The 21,469-nt window shown below is 72.0% G+C and carries 15 protein-coding genes and 1 pseudogene; 11 read left to right on the forward strand and 5 right to left on the reverse strand.

Annotated features, from left to right (window positions below):
• Positions 1–173: 173 nt before the first annotated feature.
• Positions 174–455: a hypothetical protein gene (locus OHS71_RS22950; RefSeq protein ID WP_328481235.1), complete on the reverse strand. Its 282-nt coding sequence runs from the start codon at positions 453–455 to the stop codon at positions 174–176.
• Positions 456–577: 122 nt separating this feature from the next.
• Here OHS71_RS22950 and OHS71_RS22955 point away from each other — a divergent pair, with 122 nt between their 5' ends.
• Positions 578–1,567, forward strand: a complete 990-nt coding sequence (locus tag OHS71_RS22955) for an aldo/keto reductase (RefSeq protein ID WP_328484602.1) — start codon at positions 578–580, stop codon at positions 1,565–1,567.
• Positions 1,568–1,702: 135 nt separating this feature from the next.
• Here OHS71_RS22955 and OHS71_RS22960 read toward each other — a convergent pair.
• The 3 genes and pseudogenes from OHS71_RS22960 to OHS71_RS22970 all read right to left on the reverse strand — a co-directional run.
• A pseudogene (locus OHS71_RS22960) lies at positions 1,703–1,855 on the reverse strand (aldo/keto reductase); the annotation flags it as partial.
• Between the two features lie 60 nt (positions 1,856–1,915).
• The gene (locus tag OHS71_RS22965) at positions 1,916–2,503 is read right to left on the reverse strand and encodes a Uma2 family endonuclease (protein ID WP_328481236.1); all 588 of its coding nucleotides are present in this window, start codon (positions 2,501–2,503) and stop codon (positions 1,916–1,918) included.
• Between the two features lie 116 nt (positions 2,504–2,619).
• Positions 2,620–3,294, reverse strand: coding sequence for a GDSL-type esterase/lipase family protein (locus tag OHS71_RS22970; protein ID WP_328481237.1), 675 nt, complete (start codon positions 3,292–3,294; stop codon positions 2,620–2,622).
• Positions 3,295–3,393: 99 nt separating this feature from the next.
• Here OHS71_RS22970 and OHS71_RS22975 point away from each other — a divergent pair, with 99 nt between their 5' ends.
• Positions 3,394–4,437 carry a WD40 repeat domain-containing protein gene (locus OHS71_RS22975; RefSeq protein WP_328481238.1) on the forward strand — a complete coding sequence of 348 codons (1,044 nt, stop codon included), beginning with the start codon at positions 3,394–3,396 and terminating at the stop codon, positions 4,435–4,437.
• 244 nt (positions 4,438–4,681) lie between these two features.
• Positions 4,682–6,223 carry a cellulase family glycosylhydrolase gene (locus OHS71_RS22980; protein WP_328481239.1) on the forward strand — a complete coding sequence of 514 codons (1,542 nt, stop codon included), beginning with the start codon at positions 4,682–4,684 and terminating at the stop codon, positions 6,221–6,223.
• 128 nt (positions 6,224–6,351) lie between these two features.
• Here OHS71_RS22980 and serC read toward each other — a convergent pair whose 3' ends face one another.
• Complete coding sequence (serC, locus tag OHS71_RS22985) at positions 6,352–7,470, reverse strand: phosphoserine transaminase (protein WP_328481240.1); 1,119 nt, start codon at positions 7,468–7,470, stop codon at positions 6,352–6,354.
• Positions 7,471–7,656: 186 nt separating this feature from the next.
• On the opposite strand from serC, the gene OHS71_RS22990 reads away from it, so the two are divergent.
• From OHS71_RS22990 to OHS71_RS23025, 8 genes are all read left to right on the forward strand, one after another.
• On the forward strand, positions 7,657–10,962 hold the full coding sequence (locus OHS71_RS22990) for an FAD-binding and (Fe-S)-binding domain-containing protein (RefSeq protein WP_328481241.1): 3,306 nt from the start codon (positions 7,657–7,659) through the stop codon (positions 10,960–10,962).
• A gap of 363 nt (positions 10,963–11,325) precedes the next feature.
• A complete protein-coding gene (locus OHS71_RS22995) occupies positions 11,326–12,450 on the forward strand; it encodes a lipid II:glycine glycyltransferase FemX (RefSeq protein ID WP_328481242.1) in 1,125 nt (374 codons plus the stop codon).
• Positions 12,451–12,924: 474 nt separating this feature from the next.
• Entirely contained in the window at positions 12,925–13,881 is a 957-nt protein-coding gene (locus OHS71_RS23000) for an EamA family transporter (RefSeq protein ID WP_328481243.1), read from the forward strand.
• A gap of 369 nt (positions 13,882–14,250) precedes the next feature.
• The gene (locus tag OHS71_RS23005; RefSeq protein ID WP_328481244.1) at positions 14,251–15,045 is read left to right on the forward strand and encodes a TIGR03084 family metal-binding protein; all 795 of its coding nucleotides are present in this window, start codon (positions 14,251–14,253) and stop codon (positions 15,043–15,045) included.
• Positions 15,042–16,766 (forward strand): acyclic terpene utilization AtuA family protein, encoded by a 1,725-nt coding sequence (locus OHS71_RS23010; protein ID WP_328481245.1) that lies wholly within the window; start codon positions 15,042–15,044, stop codon positions 16,764–16,766. The genes OHS71_RS23005 and OHS71_RS23010 overlap by 4 nt, the downstream gene beginning before the upstream one ends.
• Positions 16,721–18,361: an acyl-CoA carboxylase subunit beta gene (locus tag OHS71_RS23015; RefSeq protein WP_443047016.1), complete on the forward strand. Its 1,641-nt coding sequence runs from the start codon at positions 16,721–16,723 to the stop codon at positions 18,359–18,361. Before OHS71_RS23010 ends, OHS71_RS23015 begins: the two co-directional genes overlap by 46 nt.
• 5 nt (positions 18,362–18,366) lie before the next feature.
• On the forward strand, positions 18,367–20,226 hold the full coding sequence (locus OHS71_RS23020) for an acetyl/propionyl/methylcrotonyl-CoA carboxylase subunit alpha (protein WP_328481247.1): 1,860 nt from the start codon (positions 18,367–18,369) through the stop codon (positions 20,224–20,226).
• Positions 20,227–20,307: 81 nt separating this feature from the next.
• Positions 20,308–21,438, forward strand: coding sequence for an acyl-CoA dehydrogenase family protein (locus OHS71_RS23025; protein WP_328481248.1), 1,131 nt, complete (start codon positions 20,308–20,310; stop codon positions 21,436–21,438).
• Positions 21,439–21,469: the final 31 nt, after the last annotated feature.

Below are 21,469 nucleotides of genomic sequence, written 5' to 3' on the forward strand. Positions count from 1 at the left end.
TGCCCGGCAGGTCGTTGCCGTCGCTCCCGACCGCACGAGACCGAGTCCGGGCATCACGCCCTGGGCGCCACCTGTGATGAGAGACCGCGCCGTCCGGCGCCGGTCCCCCCCCGCGAAGAAAGGGAGGCACATGTCCCGCCGTCCGGCGGGGGTTACCGGCGCATTCGTGCGCCTCACAGGAAGGGGCCCGACAAACCGTGGGAGCCATCACCACCAAGGGGCGCAAGCTCCACGAGATCGGGCACGTCCCGTACGAGCAGGCGTTCCTCATTGGCGACCTGTCCACCAGCAACATCACCATGCCCGCCGGCGAGCCCAAGGCCGGGAAGACGAACTTCGCCGCTGGGATGTCCGCCGCCCTCCTGAACGGTATTCGGCGACAAGTACTCGATCACTGTCGAGCACCAGACGGACTCTCCGCGTCGACGCGCCGCCAGCGAGATGTATGTGAACATGGTGCGCCTCTCCGAGACTGTCAAAAAAGCCGGCGCATCGGCGAGGGCGCCTGAGGCAGGCGTACCCGCCGCCCGCCGGACGTCTTGCGTGGAGTGGACTCGAAGGGGTTCGCTTGGCGACCATGGAATACACGCAGCTGGGACGTACCGGACTCAAGGTCAGTCGCATCGTGCTCGGCACGATGAACTTCGGGCCTCAGACGGATGAAGCCACCAGCCACACCATCATGGATGCGGCGCTCGATGCGGGGCTGAATTTCGTTGACACTGCAAATGTGTACGGGTGGGGTGAGAACAAGGGGCGCACCGAGGAGATCGTCGGTACCTGGTTCGCCAAGGACGGCGGGCGTCGTGACAAGACGGTCCTGGCCACCAAGGTCTACGGGAACATGGGCGCCGACGGACCGGCCTGGCCTAACCATGACCGGCTCAGCGCCGTGAACATCCGCCGTGCCGTGGACGCTTCCCTCAAGCGGCTCCAGACCGACTACATCGACGTCTACCAGTTCCATCACATCGACCGTTCGACGCCGTTCGAGGAGATCTGGCAGGCGATCGACGTCCTGGTCCAACAAGGGAAGATCCTTTACGCCGGTTCCTCGAACTTCCCCGGCTACAAGATTGCCCAGGCCAACGAGAACGCGAAGACACACGGCCGGGTCGGGCTCGTCAGCGAGCAGTGCCTCTACAACCTCGCCGAGCGCCGCGCCGAGATGGAGGTCATCCCTGCCGCGCAGGACTACGGCCTCGGGGTCATCCCGTGGTCGCCGCTGCACGGCGGGCTGCTCGGCGGAGTCCTCAAGAAGGAGGCCACGGAAGGGCGCCGGGCGAGCGGACGGGCCGCCGACGCCCTCAAGGACGCCCGCACGCGCGAGCAGATCCAGGCGTACGAGAACCTGCTCGACAAGCACGGCATCGAACCAGGCGAGGCCGCCCTGGCCTGGCTGCTCACCCGTCCCGGCGTGACAGGACCGATCGTCGGCCCACGCACGCAGGAGCAGCTTGACTCAGCGCTGCGCGCCCTCGACCTGGACCTGGGCGCGGAGCTCCTTGCGGCTCTCGACGAGATCTTCCCGGGGCCGGGACCGTCCCCCGAAGCTTTCGCATGGTGAAGTAACAAATCTGCATGTGGACCGCTGCGTCCTGCTCTGCGTGCAGGGCGAGTTGGGGGTGGCGGTCGGCGCTCTCCGTGGTGCCACATGCGCGCTGGTGACACGCAACGATGCAGTTCTGCGTCAAAATTGCTGATTGGCTGTGTCGAAGAAGTTGATGCCCGCACCGAGTGCCGCGTCCATGATCGCGTGGCTGTCGGTCTCGTCGGTCTGCGGGCCGAAGTTCATGGTGCCGAGGACGAGGCGGCTGACCTTGAGTCCGGTACGTCCGAGCTGCGTGTACTTCATGGAGTACAAGCCAACGACTTGGAGTGCGCTCCACGCAAGGGGGATCCACCGGGCAACGGGTCAGTCGCGGGGGAACTCGTCGGTCTTGAGGAGGAGGCCGACCACGGTGCCGGTCAGGTCGATGTCGTCGCCGAAGCCGACCTTCGTCCGAGTGACGTAGTCGCCCTCCTTGGGGTGGGTGTAGAGGTAGCACCGGCCTTTGTAGGGGTCGGCGATGAGATACACCGGAACCTCCGCCATGGCGTAGGCGAGCTTCTTCGGCCCATAGTCGTTCGTTGCTGTGTCTTTGGAGATGACCTCGGCCACGAACTCGACGTCCTGGTAGCGCCAGCGACCCTTGCTGTCCTTCACGGAGCGGTCGGACATGGCAGCCATGTCGCATGCGAAGCCGTTCAGGTGATCGGGGAAGTCGATGCGTACATCGGAGGCGAGCCGCTTGCGCGGGTACTTGTCCCGCAGCTGTTCGAAAATGGCCGAGATGATCTCCCAGTGGTGCTGCCGCGGCGGTGACATGAAGATGTTTCCCCCGACGATCTCGACCTTTGTTCCCTCGGGGACGGGCATCTTCTCGAGCCACTCGAACATGACGTCCAGAGACAGCTCGTCGCTCTCCTCGGCCATGGTGATCCTGTCCTCAGTGACGGTCATCGTGGCGCTCCTCCCCGGCCGCACTCGCCCGAGTGCCGCCGCGCGGTACAACGATACGCACGGTGACGGGGCCACGACGCGGAGCGCATATGCCAGAAGGGGGGAGGGCGCGTCCCTCAGCGCGTGTACTCCCCGCCCAGCTCCCACCCCTGGTACATCGCCTCCGCGAAGGCCGACGCCAGCTGGTGCTCACCGTTGGCGTTGGGGTGGGTGCCGTCGTAGGTGTCGGTGTCGATGTCCCAGGTCGGAGGAACGGAAGCCAGGAGGATCGGCGAGGCCGGCTCGTCGAGGTCGGCGGCCGTCTTCGCCAGGAGTTCGTTGAAGCGGGCGACCTGGGCGGCGAAGGGCTCGTCGTTCGCCGCGCGGATGTTGTGGATGACCGGCAGCCACACCATGGCGACGCGGGGGTTCGCCGCGCGGGCCTCGGCGGCGAAGAAGCGCGCGTTCTCCGCGGTCTGCTCGGCGTTCGTGTAGAAGCCCAGGTCGATCAGGCCGAGCGAGACCAGCAGGACGTCCGCCCGCGACCTGCGGACCGCCTCGCGGATCAGCGGGGCCATGTGCAGCCAGCCCTCGCCCCAGCCGGCCAGATGGCCGCGGGGGAAGTCGGGGTCGGCGTAGGCGTACGAGGAGGGGCTGTCCGCCGCCTTGTCGTAGAGCGTCTCGCGTGGGCCGACCAGGGTGAACGGACCGCCGTACGTGGCGCACAGGTGCTGCCACATGCGGTGGCGCCAGGTGTGGTCGCCCGTGCTGCCGATCGTCATCGAGTCGCCTACGGGCATGAACCTGAGCATCCGCTCATGATGGGGGATCGAGAATGGATCACTCCCGTCGGGGGCCTGTGAGACCGGCCACGAATCCGAACGGGCGGGCGGGATGGCAGGCTTGTGGGCATGCGCCGATCTTTCGCCGTCCGGGCCGGAGCCCTGTTCACCACGGTCCTCCTCTCGGGTGCCTTCACCGTGCTCGCCGCGTCCGCCGCACCCGACGCCTCGGCCGCACCCGCCGCGTCCGCGGCCTCCGCGGCCGACGGCGACAAGGGCTTCACCATCGAGGATCCGCGCATCACCGAGTCCAGCGGTCTCGCCGCCTCGCGGCAGCACCCGGGCGTCTACTGGACCCACAACGACAGCGACGACGGCCCCTACCTCTACGCCGTCGACAGCGCGACCGGGAAGACGGTCGCCCGGCTCACCCTGACCGGCGTCGGCACGCCCCGTGACGTCGAGGCCATCTCCATCGGCCCGGACAACCAGATCTGGGTCGGCGACATCGGCGACAACCTCGGCGGCACCTGGCAGTACGTGTGGATCTACCGACTGCCCGAGCCGAAGAAGCTGGTCGACCAGACCGTCAAGGCCACGCAGTACGTCGTGAAGTACTCCGACGGAGCCCGCGACGCGGAGTCGCTCCTCGTGCACCCCAAGACCGGTCGCGTCTACATCATCGACAAGAAGGAGGACGGCGGACACCTCTACGAGGGACCGGCGAAGCTCTCGGCCTCCGGGGCGAACATCTTCAGGCCCGTCGCCGCCGTCGACCTCTGGGCCACCGACGCGGCCTTCTCACCGGACGGCACCCAGCTCGCCGTCCGGGGCTACTTCGGCGGCATCTCCTACGCGTGGAACGGCGGCAGGATCGAACGCGAGGGGCGGCTCGACGTACCCCTGCAACGGCAGGGCGAGTCCGTCAGCTACTCCGCCGACGGCACCAAGCTCATGTACGGCAGCGAGGGTTCGGGGAGTTCCGTGGTGGCGGAGGACGCCCCCGGGGATGCCGGATCGGGCTCCAAGTCCCCGTCGGGAAGCGGGAGTGCGAGCGCTTCGGGGAAGGGTGAGGGATCCTCGGCGAACGGCAGCGTCAAGATCGGCGCGCTGGCCGTCGCCGCGTTGTGCGCCGCCGTGTTCGGCCTCCGCCGGCTCCGGCGCCGCGGCTGAGGCGCCTCCGCCGACCCGTTCCCCTCCGCGGACAGGTCCTCTCCGCCGCCTCGTCCCCCCGTCGACCCGTCGTACCAGGCGCGGCTCGTGCCGGGAGGCGCGGGTGCGGGCGGCGGCTTTCTCGGCGCCGCCGTGCCGCACTTCTTGACGTGGTCATGGTGTGTCAGTTTCCTGGAGGGTGCGCGGCGTATGGGAGCGCTCCCATGTGTTTCGGGCCCCGCGCCTCCCGAGAGGAAGCAGCGAGATGTTCCGCAGCTTGCGAAGAATGCTGTGCGGTGGTGCCGCCGCGCTTCTCCTACCGCTGGGAGCCGGTGCGCAGACGGCCCTCGCGGCGGACGCGGTCCACGCGACGGACGCCGTCGCGGCCGACGCCGGGGCCGGTTACTGGCACACCAGCGGCCGCCAGATCCTCGACGCCGCCGGACAGCCGGTCCGGATCGCCGGGATCAACTGGTTCGGCTTCGAGACCGGCAACCACGTCGTCCACGGACTCTGGTCCCGTGACTACAAGAGCATGATCGACCAGATGAGGTCGCTGGGCTACAACACGATCCGCATCCCCTACAGCGACGACCTCTTCAAGGCCGCGACCGTCCCCGACAGCATCGACTTCAGCAGCGGCAAGAACGCCGACCTGCAAGGCCTGAACTCGCTCCAGATCCTGGACAGGATCGTCTCGTACGCCGGTCAGGACGGTCTCAAGGTCATCCTGGACCGGCACCGGCCGGACTCGGGCGGGCAGTCGGCGCTCTGGTACACGGCTGCCGTCCCCGAGTCGACGTGGATCACCAACCTCAAGGCCATGGCGACCCGTTACAAGGGCCAGGACACGGTCGTCGGCATCGACCTGCACAACGAGCCCCACGATCCCGCCTGCTGGGGCTGCGGGGACACCGCGACCGACTGGCGGCTGGCCGCGCAACGGGCCGGGAACGCCGTCCTGTCCGTCAACCCCGACCTTCTGGTCCTTGTCGAGGGCGTGCAGAGCTTCAACGGCGTCTCCGGCTGGTGGGGCGGCAACCTGATGGGCGTCGGCCAGTACCCGGTGCAGCTGAACGTGGCGAACCGGGTCGTGTACTCCGCCCACGACTACGCGACGAGCGTCGCCCAGCAGAGCTGGTTCAGCGATCCGGCGTTCCCGGCGAACATGCCGGGGATCTGGGACAAGTACTGGGGCTACATCTTCAAGCAGAACATCGCGCCCGTGTGGGTGGGCGAGTTCGGCACCACCCTCCAGTCGACGGTGGACCAGAAGTGGCTGGCGGCGCTGGTGGGTTACCTCCGGCCGACGGCGACGTACGGCGCCGACTCCTTCCACTGGACCTTCTGGTCGTGGAACCCCAACTCCGGTGACACCGGCGGGATCCTGAAGGACGACTGGCAGACCGTCGACGCCGTGAAGGACGGGTACCTGGCGAGCGTCAAGGCGCCCGGCTTCCCGGGAACCGGCGGTGGAGGGGGCGGTGGCGGTGGAGGGGGCGGTACGGCCGCCTGCACCGCCGTCTACACCGTCAGCAGCGACTGGGGCGGTGGCTTCAACGCCGAGGTGAAGGTCACCAACACGGGTACCACGGCGATCGGTTCGTGGAAGGTGGCCTGGACCTGGAGCGGCGCGCAGCGGGTCACCAGCATGTGGAACGCCTCGTACACCCAGAGCGGTGCCACCGTGACCGCGGTGAACGCCTCGCACAACGGGGCAGTCGCGGCGGGCGCTTCGGCGAGCTTCGGCTTCGGGGGCGCGCCCGGGGGCGGGGGAGCGTCGAGCGTGAGCTGTACGGCGGCGTGATCCGCACGGCCGTACGAGCCGCAGGGGTGGGCCCGCGTGTGTCCTTCCCGACCGGATGAGCGCCGCGGCCGCATGAGGAAGGGCGCCCGGTGTCCGCCGGGCGCCCTTCGTCGTCGTGAGGAGAGCGACTACAGCTTGTCGATCACGTAGTCGATGCTCTTCGTGAGCGCCTCGACGTCGGCCGGGTCGACCGCCGGGAACATCGCGACGCGGAGCTGGTTGCGGCCCAGCTTGCGGTAGGGCTCGGTGTCGACGATGCCGTTGGCGCGCAGCACCTTGGCGATCGCGGCGGCGTCGATCTCGTCCGCGAAGTCGATCGTGCCGATGACCTGCGAGCGCTTGGCCGGGTCGGCGACGAACGGGTTCGCGTACTTGACGTCCTCGGCCCAGCCGTACAGCGTGCGCGCGGAGGTGGCGGTGCGGCGCACCGACCAGTCCAGGCCCCCCTGGCCGTTGATCCACTCCAGCTGCTGGTTCAGCAGGAAGAGGGTGGAGAGGGCCGGGGTGTTGTACGTCTGGTTCTTGCGGGAGTTGTCGATCGCGGTCGGCAGGCTGAAGAACTCCGGGATGTGCCGGCCGGACGCGTGGATCCGCTCGGCGCGCTCGATTGCGGCCGGGGAGAACACGCCGATCCACAGTCCGCCGTCGGAGGCGAAGGACTTCTGCGGGGCGAAGTAGTAGACGTCCGTCTCGGCGATGTCGACCGGGAGGCCGCCCGCGCCCGAGGTGGCGTCCACCAGCACGAGGGATCCCTCGTCGGCGCCCTGGACGCGCTTGACCGGGGCGGCGACACCGGTGGACGTCTCGTTGTGCGTGAACGCGTAGACGTCGACTCCGGCCTCGGCCGCGGGCTCGGGGTGCGTGCCCGGGTCGGAGGAGATCACGGTGGGCTCGGCCAGCCAGGGGGCGAGCTTCGCGGCCTTGGCGAACTTCGAGCTGAACTCACCGAAGGTGAGGTGCTGCGACCTGTTCTCGATCAGGCCGTGGGTCGCGATGTCCCAGAACGCGGTGGAACCGCCGTTGCCGAGGATCACCTCGTAGCCGTCGGGGAGTCCGAACAGCTCGGTGATGCCCTCGCGCACCTGGCCGACCAGGTTCTTGACCGGGGCCTGGCGGTGGGAGGTGCCGAGGAGGGACGTACCGGTGGCGGCCAGGGCGTCCAGCGCCTCCACCCGCACCTTGGAGGGGCCCGCGCCGAATCGACCGTCGGCGGGCTTGATGTCAGCAGGAATCCGGATCTCAGCCACGGAAGGGAGGTTAGCCGCTGGGGGAAACCTGGGTGAAACGCGGTCCGTCCGGTGAGACGGCGTTTCGATGGGCGGAACCGGGGCCGCGCACCCGCCGTGCTGCGTGGGCACGGGCCGCCTGTCCTCGGTCCCCCACCGCCGGCTTCGGGCGAGCGGGTACGCCCGATGGGCTGATTTGCTGGACGCATGCCGGATCTCGAAGGTGAGCTGCGCAAGGCCGTCCGAGGTGACGTCGGCTTCGACGTCACCTCCCGGGCGCTGGTGACCATGGACGCGTCGAACTACCGGCGGGTCCCGCTCGGGGTCGTCGCGCCCCGGGACGCCGACGACGTGGCGGCGGTGCTGGAGGTGTGCCGGTCACACGGGGTCCCGGTCGTCGCACGCGGCGGCGGGACGTCGGTCGCGGGGCAGGCCACGGGCATGGGGGTGGTGCTGGACTTCACCCGGTACATGAACCGGTTGGTCGCCCTGGATCCAGGGGCGCGGACGGCCGTCGTGCAGCCGGGGCTGGTCCTCGACCGGCTCCAGGAGGCCGCCGCCCCGCACGGGCTGCGCTTCGGCCCCGACCCCTCCACCCACAGCCGCTGCACGCTCGGCGGGATGATCGGCAACAACGCGTGCGGCTCGCACTCCGTGGCGTGGGGCACGACGGCGGACGCCGTGCGCGAGCTGGAGGTCCGCACCGCGCGCGGGCGGCCGCTGCGGCTCGGGAAGGGCTGGGCGGGAGCCCCGGACGGGCTGCGCGCACTGGTCGACGGGGAGCTCGCCCGGCTGCGGACCGGCTTCCCCGAGCTGCCCCGCCGTATCTCGGGGTACGCGCTGGACGCGTTGCTGCCCGAGAACGGAGCCGACGTCGCGCGTTCCTTCTGCGGCAGCGAAGGCACCCTGGGTGTGCTCACGGAGGCCGTCGTCCGGCTCGTCGAGGCGCCACGCGCGCGTGCGCTCGCGGTGCTCGGCTACGCCGACGAGAGCGCGGCCGCCGAGACCGCGTCGGGGCTGCTGCCGTTCGGGCCGCTGACGGTGGAGGGCATGGCGGCGGACCTGGTGCCGTCGGGCGCGGCGGCCGGGCTGCCGCGGGGCGGGGCATGGCTGTTCGTGGAGACGGGCGGCGACTCGCAGAGCGAGGCACGCGCGCGTGCGGAGGCGATCGTGCGCGCGGCGGACGTGCTGGACGCGCGGATCGTGCGGGACCCGGCCGGGCAGCGGGCGCTGTGGCGGATCCGCGAGGACGCCGCCGGGACGGCGACCCGTATGCCTGGGGACACCTCGCAGCCCTCCGGGACCGGGCGAGGGACGGAGGCCTGGCCCGGCTGGGAGGACTGCGCGGTGCCGCCGGCCCGGCTCGGCGCGTATCTGCGCGACTTCCGGCGGCTGCTCACGGATCACGGCCTGCGCGGCACGCCGTACGGGCACTTCGGGGACGGCTGCATCCACGTCCGCATCGACTTCGACCTGCTGACGGGCGCCGGGATCGCCCGCTTCCGTCGTTTCTCCGAGGAACTGGCCGCGCTGGTCGTGTCGCACGGCGGCTCCCTCTCCGGAGAGCACGGCGACGGACAGGCCCGGGCCGAGCTGCTGCCCACGATGTACGGGCAGGACATGGTCGCGCTCTTCGAACGGGCCAAGGCGGTCTGGGACCCGGACGACCTTCTCAACCCCGGGATGCTGGTGCGCCCCGCTCCTCTCGACGCCGACCTGCGCTTCACCGTCCTCCCGCGCGAGCCGGTCGACGTGGCCTTCGGCTACCCGTCCGACGGCGGTGACTTCTCGGCGGCGGTGCGGCGCTGCGTGGGCGTCGCGAAGTGCCGTACGGCGACCGCGTCGGGAGCGGGGCCGGGGGCGGCGCCCGGGGCGGGGGTGATGTGCCCGTCCTTCCGCGCCACGGGCCGGGAGGAGCACTCCACGCGTGGGCGCGCCCGTCTGCTGCACGAGATGCTGGCCGGTGAGCTGGTGACCGACGGCTGGCGCTCCACCGAGGTCCGGGACGCGCTGGACCTGTGCCTGTCCTGCAAGGGCTGCCGCTCCGACTGCCCCGTGGAGGTCGACATGGCCACCTACAAGGCGGAGTTCCTGCACCACCACTACGCCGGGCGCCGCCGTCCGGCCGCGCACTACAGCATGGGCCGGCTGCCGGTGTGGCTGCGCTGGGCGAGCCGGTTGCGGGCGGCCGCCCTGCTCAACACGCTCGCCTCGGCGGGCCCCCTGGCGACCGTTGCCAAGCGGCTCGCCGGAATCGCGGCGGAGCGCGACATCCCACCGCTGGCACGGCAGACGTTCAGCGGCTGGTGGCGGGAGAGGGCGGCCACCCCCGGGGCGGCCCCCGGGTCCGGCCGGGGTTCGGCCCCGGATCCCGCCAAGGGGCCCGCTTCCGGGCCCGGCCCGGGCAGGCGGTCAGGGGCCGTCCGGGAGCCGGTCCCCGGGGCTGAGCCCGGCCCCCTCCCCGAGCCCGCCCCCGGGTCCGGCGCCGACGCCGCTCCTGGCCCCGAGCCCGAACCCGTTCCCGGTCCGGTCACCGACTCCGGGTCCGACTCCGGGTCCGGGTCCGGGTCCGACTCCGGGTCCGACTCCGGGTCCGACTCCGGGTCTGGTTCCGGGTCCGGGTCCGACTCCGGGTCTGGTTCCGGGTCCGGTCTGCCCGGCTTCGGGGCCGGGCAAGCCGGTGAGCTGGTGGTGCTGTGGCCCGACACCTTCACGGAGCACCTGTCGCCGTCCGTGGGCCGGGCCGCCGTGCGGGTCCTGGAGGCGGCGGGGCTGCGGGTGGCGCTCCCGCCGACCCTGCGGATGCGGGGCCGCCCGGTGGCCGACGGCCGATCGAGGAGCGCGGCGGCGCTGCTGACCGCCCGTCGTGGCCGGGTCTGCTGCGGGCTGACGTACGTCTCCACCGGCCAGCTCGACCACGCGCGCGTGGTGCTGCGCCGCACGCTCGACCTGATGGAACCGGTGCTGGAGACGGCCGCGCCGGTCGTCGTCCTGGAGCCGAGCTGCGCGGCCGCCCTGCGCACCGACCTGCCCGAGCTGCTGCACGACGACCCGCGCGCGGCCCGCCTCGCCGCCCGCGTCCTGACCTTCGCGGAGGCCCTGGAGCGCCACGCGCCCGACTGGACTCCACCCCGCCTGGACCGTCCGGCGGTCGGCCAGACCCACTGTCACCAGCACGCGGTCCTGGGCGACGCGGCCGAGCGCCGGCTGCGCGAGGCCGCGGGTCTCACCGGCGGCCTCAGCGGCGGGTGCTGCGGCCTCGCCGGCAACTTCGGCTTCGAGAAGGGCCACTTCGATGTGTCGGAGGCCTGCGCCGGAGAACAGCTCCTGCCGGCCGTGCGGGACGCCCCGGAGGGGGCCGTGGTCCTGGCCGACGGCTTCTCCTGCCGGACCCAGCTGGAACAGCTGGCCGGCACCCGGGCGAGGCACCTGGCAGAGGTACTGGCGGAGGGCCTGGCCGAGCGCCGCCCGACGGACGGGCGGCAGGAGGGACCGGCGGACGGGCAGGCATGAGGACCGGCGGACGCGCCGGTGGGCGGGCTTGTCGGCGGGCGTTCCGGCGGATGGGCGTGGTGGGCGGGCGGATGGGCGTGTTCGGCGGGCGAGCCGGCGGATGGGCGTGGTGGGCAGGCGGACGGGCGTACTCGGCAGGCGTTCTGGCGGATGGGCGTGCTCGGTGGGTGAGCCGGTGAGCCGGTGAGCCGGTGAGCCGGTGGGCCTGCGAGCTGGTGGGAGGTGTGGGTGTGGGGGTGGGGTGAGTGCGGGGGCCGGGCGTGGCTGAACCCGGCAGCGGTGCCGTGCACCTCCTACGCTGGCCGCAACAGTCGTCCGGCGGTCGGTCGGTGGCCCGTACCGTCACTCGAAGGAGCCCCGCGTATGAGCCTGCGTGTCCAGTCGATCACCCGTGACGAGCATCTGGCGTTCGTCGCGGCCCGCCCCTCCGCCAGCCATATGCAGATCCCGTCCTGGGGCGACGTGAAGCCGGACTGGCGGGCGGAGAGCCTGGGCTGGATCGACGGGACGGGTGCGCTCGTGGGGGTGGGGCTGGTGCTGTTCCGGCCGCTGCCGAAGCTGAAGAGGTACCTGGCGTATCTGCCCGAGGGACCGGTCGTCGACTGGCACGCGCCGGATCTGGTCGAGCGCTGGCTGGAACCGATGCTCGCGCACCTGAAGGCGCAAGGGGCGTTCACGGTCAAGATGGGCCCGCCCGTCGTCGTACGACGGTGGAGCGCCGACGCGGTCAAGGCGGCCATCGCCGACCCGGGCGCCCACCGGCTGCGGGACGCCGAGGCGACCTCGTACGAGCCGGGCGCCTTCGACGTCGCCGACCGGCTGCGCCGGGCCGGCTGGCAGCAGACCGAACCCGGCGGAGAGGACGGCTTCGCCGCCGGCCAGCCCCGCTACGTCTTCCAGGTCCCGTTCGCCGGACGCACGCTGGAGGAGGTGCACCGGGGCCTCAACCAGCAGTGGCGGCGCAACATCAAGAAGGCGGAGAAGGCGGGCGTGAAGGTCGTCCGGGGCGGTGCGGAGGACCTCCCGGCGTTCTACGGGCTGTACACCGAGACCGCCGAACGGGACCGTTTCATCCCGCGCCCCCTGTCCTACTTCCAGCGCATGTGGGGCGCGCTGAACACCGAACACCCCGACCGGATGCGGCTCTACCTCGCCCATCACGACGGCGAGGTCCTCGCCGCGGCGACCATGCTGACCGTCGGCGAGCACGTCTGGTACTCCTACGGCGCCTCCACCGGCCGCAAGCGCGAGGTCCAGCCCAACAACGCCATGCAGTGGCGCATGATGGCCGACGCCCACGAACTGGGCGCCGCCGTCTACGACCTGCGGGGTATCACCGACACCCTGGAGGAGTCCAACCATCTGCTCGGTCTGCTCCGCTTCAAGGTGGGCACCGGCGGACAGGCCGTGGAGTACCTGGGCGAGTGGGACTTCCCGCTCAACAAGCTGCTGCACAGGGCGCTGGACCTCTACATGGCGCGCAGATAGCGCATACGGAACTCCCGCTATTTCGGCCCGCACCGCATTTCGTCGTTTCTTTCCGCTCTTTCCGCTGATCGGAAACCTGCGCAGATGCCTGCCGCAGGGCGTTGTCGGTGAGTTCGCCGAAGATCAGGATCGCCTCGGTCCCGGCGACGAGCCGGGGCCCGCGGAGGCGCATACCTCCGAGGTCCACGCCCCGCACGCGTATGCCCCGCAGGCGTACGCCGAGGCACGGGCCGTCGAGCGGCCCGCCGCCGTGGGCGGGCCCGCCGCCGTGGGCGGGTACGGAACCGTCCCCGCGACCCTGGCCGACGGTCGCCCGCTGTTTCGCGACGAGGGGTCCCACGCGCCGCACGGCAGCTGACGTCTCACAGCCCGAGACAGAGGCATAACGGGTTCACACACCTGACGAAGTCCACTACTCTGAACTTGACAGTGCAGCGTGATGTACGCACCTCGAGCCGAGCCCCAGGACCGCCCGTGACTGCCCCCGACACCGCCGCCACACCGAAGCTCGCCCCCGCCGCCACGGCGGCCGGGCCCTCCTCCGCCACCGGCCGCCTGGGCGCCCTCGGCCCGGTCGGCCTCGTGCTCGCCGGAGGGATCTCGGTGCAGTTCGGTGGCGCGCTGGCGGTGACGCTGATGCCCAGGGCGGGCGCGCTGGGCGTGGTGGCGCTGCGGCTGCTGGTGGCGGCGGTGGTGCTGCTGGTGGTCTGCCGGCCGCGGCTGCGCGGGCACTCCCGCACGGACTGGGGCACGGTCGTCGTCTTCGGCGTCACGCTGGCCGCGATGAACGGTCTCTTCTACCAGGCGCTGGACCGCATCCCGCTGGGCGCGGCGGTGACGCTGGAGGTCCTCGGACCCCTCGCGCTGTCGGTCGTGGCCTCACGCCGGGCGCTGAACCTGGTCTGGGCGGGCCTGGCGCTCGTGGGCGTCTTCCTGCTGAGCGGGGGCGGGGGCGGTGCGGGGTTCGGCGGGGACCTGGATCCGGCGGGCGTCGCGTTCGCGCTGGGGGCCGGAGTGATGTGGGCGGCGTACATCGTCTTCAGCGCCCGGACGGGCCGCCGTTTCCCGAAGGCGGACGGCCTGGCCCTGGCGATGGCGGTGGGCGCGCTCCTCTTCCTGCCCCTCGGCCTCGCCGAGTCGGGCGCCAAGCTGGCCGACCCGGTGACTCTGGGCCTGGGCGCGGCGGTGGCGATGCTCTCCTCGGTCCTCCCCTACACCCTCGAACTCCTCGCCCTGCGCCGCCTGCCGGCCTCCACCTTCGCGATCCTGATGAGCCTGGAACCGGCCGTCGCGGCGACAGCGGGCTTCCTCATCCTCGACCAGGCCCTGACCAGCGTCCAGGCGGCCGCGATCGCCCTGGTCGTCGCGGCGAGCATGGGCGCGGTCCGGACGCAGGTGAAGCCGACGAAGAGGGTTGCGCCGGAGGCGTGACCGGCCCCGCACGGCCGCCGCGCGAGCGGGATCCGGTGCCGCCGGGTGAGCGGGGGCGAGGCTGCCCGCGAGGGGGCGCAGGCGCCTCGGGTGGACGAGCACGCGAGCGGGACACGCGAGCGCCGGGCGGGCGGGTGACGGGCGCGCGGCCGCGGCTTGTCGGAGGCTCGGCGGCGGTGCCGGTCGGCCTGGCGGCGGCCTCGTGGCGGCTCCGCCAAGCCCGGTGGGGCCGTCGGTCCGGCGTGACGGCACGCGCCCACCCCGCCTGGTCGCGGCGGGTGATCCACCCGCCGCGACCCCGCACGGGCATCGTAGAAATTAATGCAAGCACGCTTGATTGTTTCTTGGCCCGCTGCCATGCTCCACCCCATGGCCGACCCGACCCCCGTGCTCGACGACCTCCGTGCCGAAAGCGACGAACTCGACCGGCTGGTGGCCGGGTTGAGCCCGCAGCGGTGGACGCTCCCGACGCCCGCCCCCGGCTGGACCGTCGCCCACCAGATCGCGCACCTCGCCTGGACCGACCACTCCTCCGCACTGGCCGTGACCGATCAGAACGCCTTCGCCCGCGAGGTCGAGAAGGCGCTGGCCGCGCCCGGGGACTTCGTGGACAACGGTGCGCGGGAAGGGGCGAAGAAGCCCCCCGAGCGGTTGCTCGCGGACTGGCGGGCCGGACGTGAGGCCCTGTCGGAGGCGCTGCGGAAGGCCCCCGCGGGAGCGCGTTTCCCCTGGTACGGCCCGCCCATGTCGGCCGCCTCCATGGCCACCGCCCGGCTCATGGAGACCTGGGCGCACGGCCAGGACGTGGCGGACGCGCTGGGCGAGGTGCTCGCGCCCACCGACCGGCTCCGGCACATCGCCCGCCTGGGCGTCCGCACCCGGGACTTCGCCTTCGGCGTGCACGGACTGCCCACGCCGTTCGAGGAGTTCCGCGTCGAACTCCGCGGCCCGTCCGGCGAGCTGTGGGCCTACGGCCCCGAGGACGCCACGGACCGCGTCACCGGCCCCGCCCTCGACTTCTGTCTCCTCGTCACCCAGCGGGCCCACCGCGCCGACCTCGCCCTGCGCGCCGAGGGCCCCGACGCGGACCGCTGGCTGGACATCGCCCAGGCCTTCGCGGGCCCGCCAGGAAGCGGCCGTCCGCCGAAGGAAGGCGCCCGGTGACGGTCCTGCGGATCGGCAACGCCTCCGGGTTCTACGGCGACCGCTTCGACGCCCTGCGCGAGATGCTCACCGGCGGCGAACTCGACGTCCTCACCGGCGACTACCTCGCCGAGCTGACCATGCTGATCCTCGGCCGCGACCGGCTCAAGGACCCCGCCGCCGGATACGCCCGCACCTTCCTGCGGCAACTCGAGGAGTGCCTCGGTCTCGCCCACGACCGTGGCGTGCGCGTCGTCACCAACGCCGGCGGTCTCAACCCGGCCGGACTCGCCGACGCCGTGCGCCAGTTGGCGGACCGGCTCGGCATCCCGGCCCGGGTCGCCCACGTCGAGGGCGACGACCTCGGCGCCGTCCCGCACTCCCGGCTCCGCGCGAGCGCAGGGGCCCCCGTACCGGGCAGCCTCACCGCCCACGCCTACCTCGGGGGCCATGGCATCGCCGCGTGTCTGCGGGAGGGCGCGGACATCGTCGTCACCGGCCGGGTGACCGACGCGGCGCTCGTCACCGGCCCCGCTGCCGCCCACTTCGGCTGGGGACCGAAGGAGTACGACCGGCTCGCGGGCGCGGTCGTCGTCGGACACGTCCTGGAGTGCGGCACCCAGGCCACCGGCGGCAACTACGCCTTCTTCGCCGAGGGCGGCCACGACCTGCGGCGGCCCGGCTTCCCGCTCGCCGAGATCCACGAGGACGGCAGCTGCGTCATCACCAAGCACCCCGGCACCGGCGGCTTCGTCGACGTCGGCACGGTGACCGCCCAGCTGCTCTACGAGACGACGGGCGCCCGGTACGCGGGACCCGACGTCACCACCCGCCTGGACACCGTACGGCTCACTCAGGACGGCCCCGACCGGGTACGGATCCACGGCGTACGCGGGGAGGCCCCGCCCCCGGCCCTCAAGGTCGGCCGCACCCGCCTCGGAGGCTTCCGCAACGAGGTCGTCTTCGTGCTCACCGGCCTGGACATCGAGGCCAAGGCCGCGCTCGTGCGCGAACAGATGGCGCAGGCGTTCCTCAAGTCGCGTCCTGCCGAGGTCCGTTGGGAACTGGTCCGCACGGACCGGACCGACGCCGGCACCGAGGAGACCGCGAGCGCGCTGCTCCGGCTCGTCGTGCGCGACCCGCAACAGGAGGCCGTGGGACGCACGTTGAGCGGGGCCGCCGTGGAACTGGCGCTGGCGAGCTACCCCGGCTTCCACGTCCTCGCCCCGCCCGGGAAGGGCGCCCCCTACGGGGTGTTCGAGGTCGCGTACGTGCCGCAGGACGAGGTCGAGCACGTCGCCGTCCTGGACGACGGCCGTCGCCTGTCCGTGCCCGCGCCCCCGGTCGCCGACACCCTCGTACTGGAGGAGGTGGCGGAACCGGCCCTGCCGGAGCCCCCACCCTCCGGCCCCGTGCGGCGCGTACCCCTCGGGCTGGTCGCCGGCGCCCGCAGCGGCGACAAGGGCGGCAACGCCAACGTGGGCGTGTGGGCCCGCACCGACGAGGCCTGGCGCTGGCTCGCCCACGAGCTGACGACCGACAGGTTCCGGCAGCTCGTACCCGAGAGCCGGGAACTGGCCGTCACCCGCCACACCCTGCCCCGGCTGCGTGCCCTGAACTTCGTCGTCGAGGGCATCCTCGGCGACGGCGTCGCAGCCCAGCACCGGTTCGACCCGCAGGCCAAGGCACTCGGCGAATGGCTGCGCTCCCGACACCTGGACATCCCGGAGGCCCTCCTGTGACGGCGCTCACCTCCGCCCTGGACACCCAGGGCGCCGACTACCGCGCGCACCGCGAGGCCATGCTCGCCAAGCTCGCCGACCTCGACACCGAGCACGCGAAGGCGCTGGCCGGGGGAGGGGAGAAGTACGTCGCCAGGCACCGTGCGCGCGGCAAGCTCCTCGCCCGCGAGCGCATCGAGCTGCTCATCGACCCCGACACGCCGTTCCTGGAGCTGTCGCCGCTGGCCGCCTGGGGCAGCGACCACGCCGTGGGCGCCTCCCTCGTCACCGGCATCGGGGTCGTCGAGGGCGTGGAGTGTCTGATCACCGCCAACGACCCGACCGTGCGCGGCGGCGCCAGCAACCCGTGGTCCCTGAAGAAGGCCCTGCGCGCCAACGACATCGCCCTCGTCAACCGGCTGCCCTGCATCAGCCTGGTGGAGTCGGGCGGGGCCGACCTGCCGTCGCAGAAGGAGATCTTCATCCCGGGCGGGGCCGTCTTCCGCGACCTGACCCGGCTCTCCGCCGCCGGCATCCCGACCGTCGCCGTCGTCTTCGGGAACTCGACGGCCGGCGGCGCGTACGTCCCGGGCATGTCCGACCACGTGATCATGGTCAAGGAGCGGGCGAAGGTGTTCCTCGGCGGGCCACCGCTGGTGAAGATGGCCACCGGCGAGGAGAGCGACGACGAGTCCCTGGGCGGCGCGGAGATGCACGCGCGTGTGTCCGGTCTCGCCGACCACTTCGCCGTCGACGAGCGGGACGCGCTGCGGCAGGCCCGGCGCGTGGTGGCCCGCCTCAACCACCGCAAGGCGCACCGTGACCCGGGACCGGCCGTCCCTCCCAAGTACGACGAGGACGAACTCCTGGGCATCGTCCCCGGGGACCTGCGCACCCCCTTCGACCCGCGCGAGGTGATCGCCCGGCTCGTCGACGCCTCCGACTTCGACGAGTTCAAGCCCCTCTACGGGACGAGCCTGGTCACCGGCTGGGCGTCCCTGCACGGCTACCCCGTCGGAATCCTGGCCAACGCCCAGGGCGTTCTCTTCAGCCCGGAGTCCCAGAAGGCCGCCCAGTTCATCCAGCTCGCCAACCAGCGCGACATCCCGCTCCTCTTCCTGCACAACACCACCGGCTACATGGTCGGCAAGGAGTACGAGCAGGGCGGCATCATCAAGCACGGCGCGATGATGATCAACGCGGTCTCCAACTCGCGGGTCCCGCACCTGTCCGTCCTCATGGGCGCCTCGTACGGAGCCGGCCACTACGGTATGTGCGGGCGCGCCTACGACCCCCGTTTCCTCTTCGCCTGGCCGAGCGCCAAGTCGGCGGTGATGGGCCCGCAGCAGCTCGCCGGGGTCCTGTCCATCGTCGCCCGGCAGTCGGCGACCGCGAAGGGACAGCCCTACGACGAGGACGCCGACGCCGCCCTGCGCGCCATGGTGGAGCAGCAGATCGAGTCCGAGTCGCTGCCGATGTTCCTGTCCGGGCGGCTGTACGACGACGGCGTCATCGACCCGCGCGACACCCGCACCGTCCTCGGCCTGTGCCTGTCGGCCGTCCACACCGCGCCCTACGAGGGTGCGCGGGGCGGCTTCGGCGTCTTCCGGATGTGAGACTCATGATTACTTCCGTACTGGTGGCCAACCGCGGCGAGATCGCCTGCCGCGTCTTCCGCACCTGCCGCGAGGCGGGCATCCGCACTGTCGCCGTGCACTCGGACGCCGACGCCGACGCGCTCCACGCGCGTGTGGCCGACACGGCGGTACGACTGCCGGGAGCGGCGCCCGCCGAGACGTATCTGCGCGGCGACCTGATCGTGAAGGCCGCCGTCGCGGCCGGCGCGGACGCCGTGCACCCCGGCTACGGCTTCCTCTCCGAGAGCGCCGACTTCGCACGCGCCGTCCTGGACGCGGGCCTCGTCTGGATCGGCCCGCCGCCCGGGGCGATCGAGGCGATGGCGTCCAAGACCCGCGCCAAGCGCCTCATGGGACTCGAGCCGCTCGCCTCGGACGAGGTCCGGGAGTCCGACCTGCCGGTGCTGGTGAAGGCGGCCGCGGGCGGCGGCGGGCGGGGGATGCGCGTCGTGCGCCGTCGGGAGGACCTGCCCGCCGCGCTGGAAGGCGCCCGGGCCGAGGCCGCGAGCGCCTTCGGCGACGGCGAGGTGTTCGTCGAGCCCTACGTCGAGAACGGCCGCCATGTCGAGGTGCAGATCCTCGCGGACACCCACGGCACCGTGTGGGCGCTGGGCACCCGGGACTGCTCGCTCCAGCGCCGGCACCAGAAGGTCGTCGAGGAGGCGCCCGCCCCCGGACTGCCGGAGGACCTGACCGAGGAACTGCGCGCCCTGGCCGTACGCGCCGCCCGGGCCGTGGACTACGTCGGCGCGGGCACCGTCGAGTTCCTGGTCGCCGACGGCCGGGCGCACTTCCTGGAGATGAACACCCGCCTCCAGGTCGAACACCCCGTCACGGAGGCGGTCTTCGGCCTGGACCTGGTGGCGGAGCAGATCCGTGTCGCGGAAGGCGCCGCACTGGCCCCCGAGCCCCCACGCGCGCGTGGCCACGCCGTCGAGGCCCGCCTCTACGCCGAGGACCCGGCGAACGACTGGACCCCGCAGACCGGCACCCTGCACCGCCTGGCCGTCCCGGCGGGCGTCCGCCTGGACACCGGGTTCGAGGACGGCGATCCGGTCGGCGTCCACTACGACCCGATGCTCGCCAAGGTCGTCGCGTACGCCCCCACGCGCGCGGAGGCGATCCGCAGGCTGGCGGGCGCCCTGGAGCGGTCGGCGATCCACGGCCCCACCACCAACCGCGACCTCCTCGTCCGCTCCCTGCGCCACGAGGAGTTCACCTCGGCCCGCATGGACACCGGCTTCTACGACCGCCACCTGAGCCTGCTCACCGAACCCGCCCACGACCCGTACGCCCCGCTCGCGGCGGCCCTCGCAGAGGCGTCCGGACCCGGCCGCTCCCGCTTCGGCGGCTGGCGCAACCTGCCCTCGCAACCACAGGTCAGGCGCTACGCGCTGGGCGGTGAGGAACACGAGGTCCACTACCACCACACGCGGACCGGTCTCACCGCCGAGGGCGTCCAGGTCGTACACGCGGACCCGGCGCTGGTCGTCCTGGAGGCCGACGGCGTACGGCGCCGCTTCGAGGTCGCCCGCTACGGCGACCGGGTCCACGTCAACGGCGACGTCCTCACCGCGCTGCCGCGCTTCCCCGACCCGGAGGCCCAGCACGCCCCCGGCTCCCTGCTCGCGCCGATGCCCGGCACGGTCGTCAAGCTCGCGGACGGGCTGATCACCGGATCGAGTGTCCGGACCGGTGAACCGCTGCTGTGGCTCGAAGCGATGAAGATGCAACACGTCATCTCGGCCCCGGCGGACGGGACCGTGACGTCGTTGCCGGTGACGCCAGGACAGCAGGTAGAGGTCGGCACGCTGCTCGCGGTGGTGGAGAGCAGCCGGCCTTGACCGGCGCGGGACCGCATCGACATGCGGCTCCGCGGCGTGAGCGCGACCGGCAAGGACCAACCCGCAGACGGAGGAGTCACATTGAGCACGCTGATCGAATCCGATGAGCACAAGGCGCTCCGCGCGGCGGTGTCGTCCTTCGCCAGGACGCAGACCGACGCACAGGGCCTGTGGCAGGCCGCCGCCAAGCTCGGCTACATCGGCGTCAACCTGCCGGAGGAGTACGGCGGCGGTGGCGGCGGCATCACAGAGCTCTCCCTCGTCCTCGAAGAGCTGGGCGCCGCGGGCAACCCCCTCCTCATGATGATCGTGTCCCCCGCGATCTGCGGCACGGTGATCGCCCGCTTCGGCACCGAGGAACAGAAGCGCGACTGGCTCCCCGCCCTCGCCGACGGCTCCCGCCTCATGGCCTTCGGCATCACCGAGCCCGACGCCGGATCCAACAGCCACCGCATCACCACCACGGCCCGCCGCGACCCCGCCTCCGGCGACTGGCTCCTGACCGGCCGCAAGGTCTTCGTCTCCGGCGTGGACATCGCCGACGCCACCCTGATCGTCGGCCGCACCGAGGACGCCCGGACGGGCAGCCTCAAGCCCTGCCTGTTCATCGTCCCCCGTGACGCACCCGGCTTCACCCGCCGCGCCATCGACATGGAACTGCACAGCGTGGAGAAGCAGTTCGAACTCGTCCTGGACGACGTGCGGCTCCCGCCGCAGGCCCTCGTGGGCGACGAGGACGCGGGCCTGCTGCAACTCTTCGCCGGTCTCAACCCCGAACGCATCATGACGGCCGCCTTCGCGATCGGCATGGGCCGCCACGCGCTCTCCCGCGCGATCGAGTACGCCCGTGAGCGCACCGTGTGGAAGGCCCCGATCGGCGCCCACCAGGCCATCGCGCATCCCCTCGCACAGGCCCACATCGACCTCGAACTGGCCCGCCTGATGATGCAGAAGGCGGCCCACCTGTACGACGCGGGGGACGACGCCGGAGCGGGCGAGGCCGCCAACATGGCCAAGTACGCGGCCGGGGAGGCCTGTGTGAAGGCGGTCGACCAGTCCGTGCACACCCTCGGCGGCAACGGCCTCACACGCGAGTTCGGTCTCGCCAGGCTGATCACCGCCTCCCGGGTGGCTCGCATCGCCCCGGTGAGCCGGGAGATGATTCTCAACTACGTCTCCCACCAGACCCTGGGCCTGCCCAAGTCGTACTGAACCGCCTGAACGGCCGAACGGCCCGAAACGC

This window comes from Streptomyces sp. NBC_00377, assembly GCF_036075115.1.
In the GTDB taxonomy this organism is placed as follows: Bacteria; Actinomycetota; Actinomycetes; order Streptomycetales; family Streptomycetaceae; genus Streptomyces.

Coding starts and splice junctions, on each gene's coding strand:
- OHS71_RS22950 (WP_328481235.1), bottom strand. CDS start 455: ATGTTCACATACATCTCGCTGGCGGCGCGTCGACGCGGAGAGTCCGTC.
- OHS71_RS22955 (WP_328484602.1), top strand. CDS start 578: ATGGAATACACGCAGCTGGGACGTACCGGACTCAAGGTCAGTCGCATC.
- OHS71_RS22965 (WP_328481236.1), bottom strand. CDS start 2,503: ATGACCGTCACTGAGGACAGGATCACCATGGCCGAGGAGAGCGACGAG.
- OHS71_RS22970 (WP_328481237.1), bottom strand. CDS start 3,294: ATGCTCAGGTTCATGCCCGTAGGCGACTCGATGACGATCGGCAGCACG.
- OHS71_RS22975 (WP_328481238.1), top strand. CDS start 3,394: ATGCGCCGATCTTTCGCCGTCCGGGCCGGAGCCCTGTTCACCACGGTC.
- OHS71_RS22980 (WP_328481239.1), top strand. CDS start 4,682: ATGTTCCGCAGCTTGCGAAGAATGCTGTGCGGTGGTGCCGCCGCGCTT.
- OHS71_RS22990 (WP_328481241.1), top strand. CDS start 7,657: ATGCCGGATCTCGAAGGTGAGCTGCGCAAGGCCGTCCGAGGTGACGTC.
- OHS71_RS22995 (WP_328481242.1), top strand. CDS start 11,326: ATGAGCCTGCGTGTCCAGTCGATCACCCGTGACGAGCATCTGGCGTTC.
- OHS71_RS23005 (WP_328481244.1), top strand. CDS start 14,251: ATGGCCGACCCGACCCCCGTGCTCGACGACCTCCGTGCCGAAAGCGAC.
- OHS71_RS23015 (WP_443047016.1), top strand. CDS start 16,721: ATGGCTGCGCTCCCGACACCTGGACATCCCGGAGGCCCTCCTGTGACG.
- OHS71_RS23020 (WP_328481247.1), top strand. CDS start 18,367: ATGATTACTTCCGTACTGGTGGCCAACCGCGGCGAGATCGCCTGCCGC.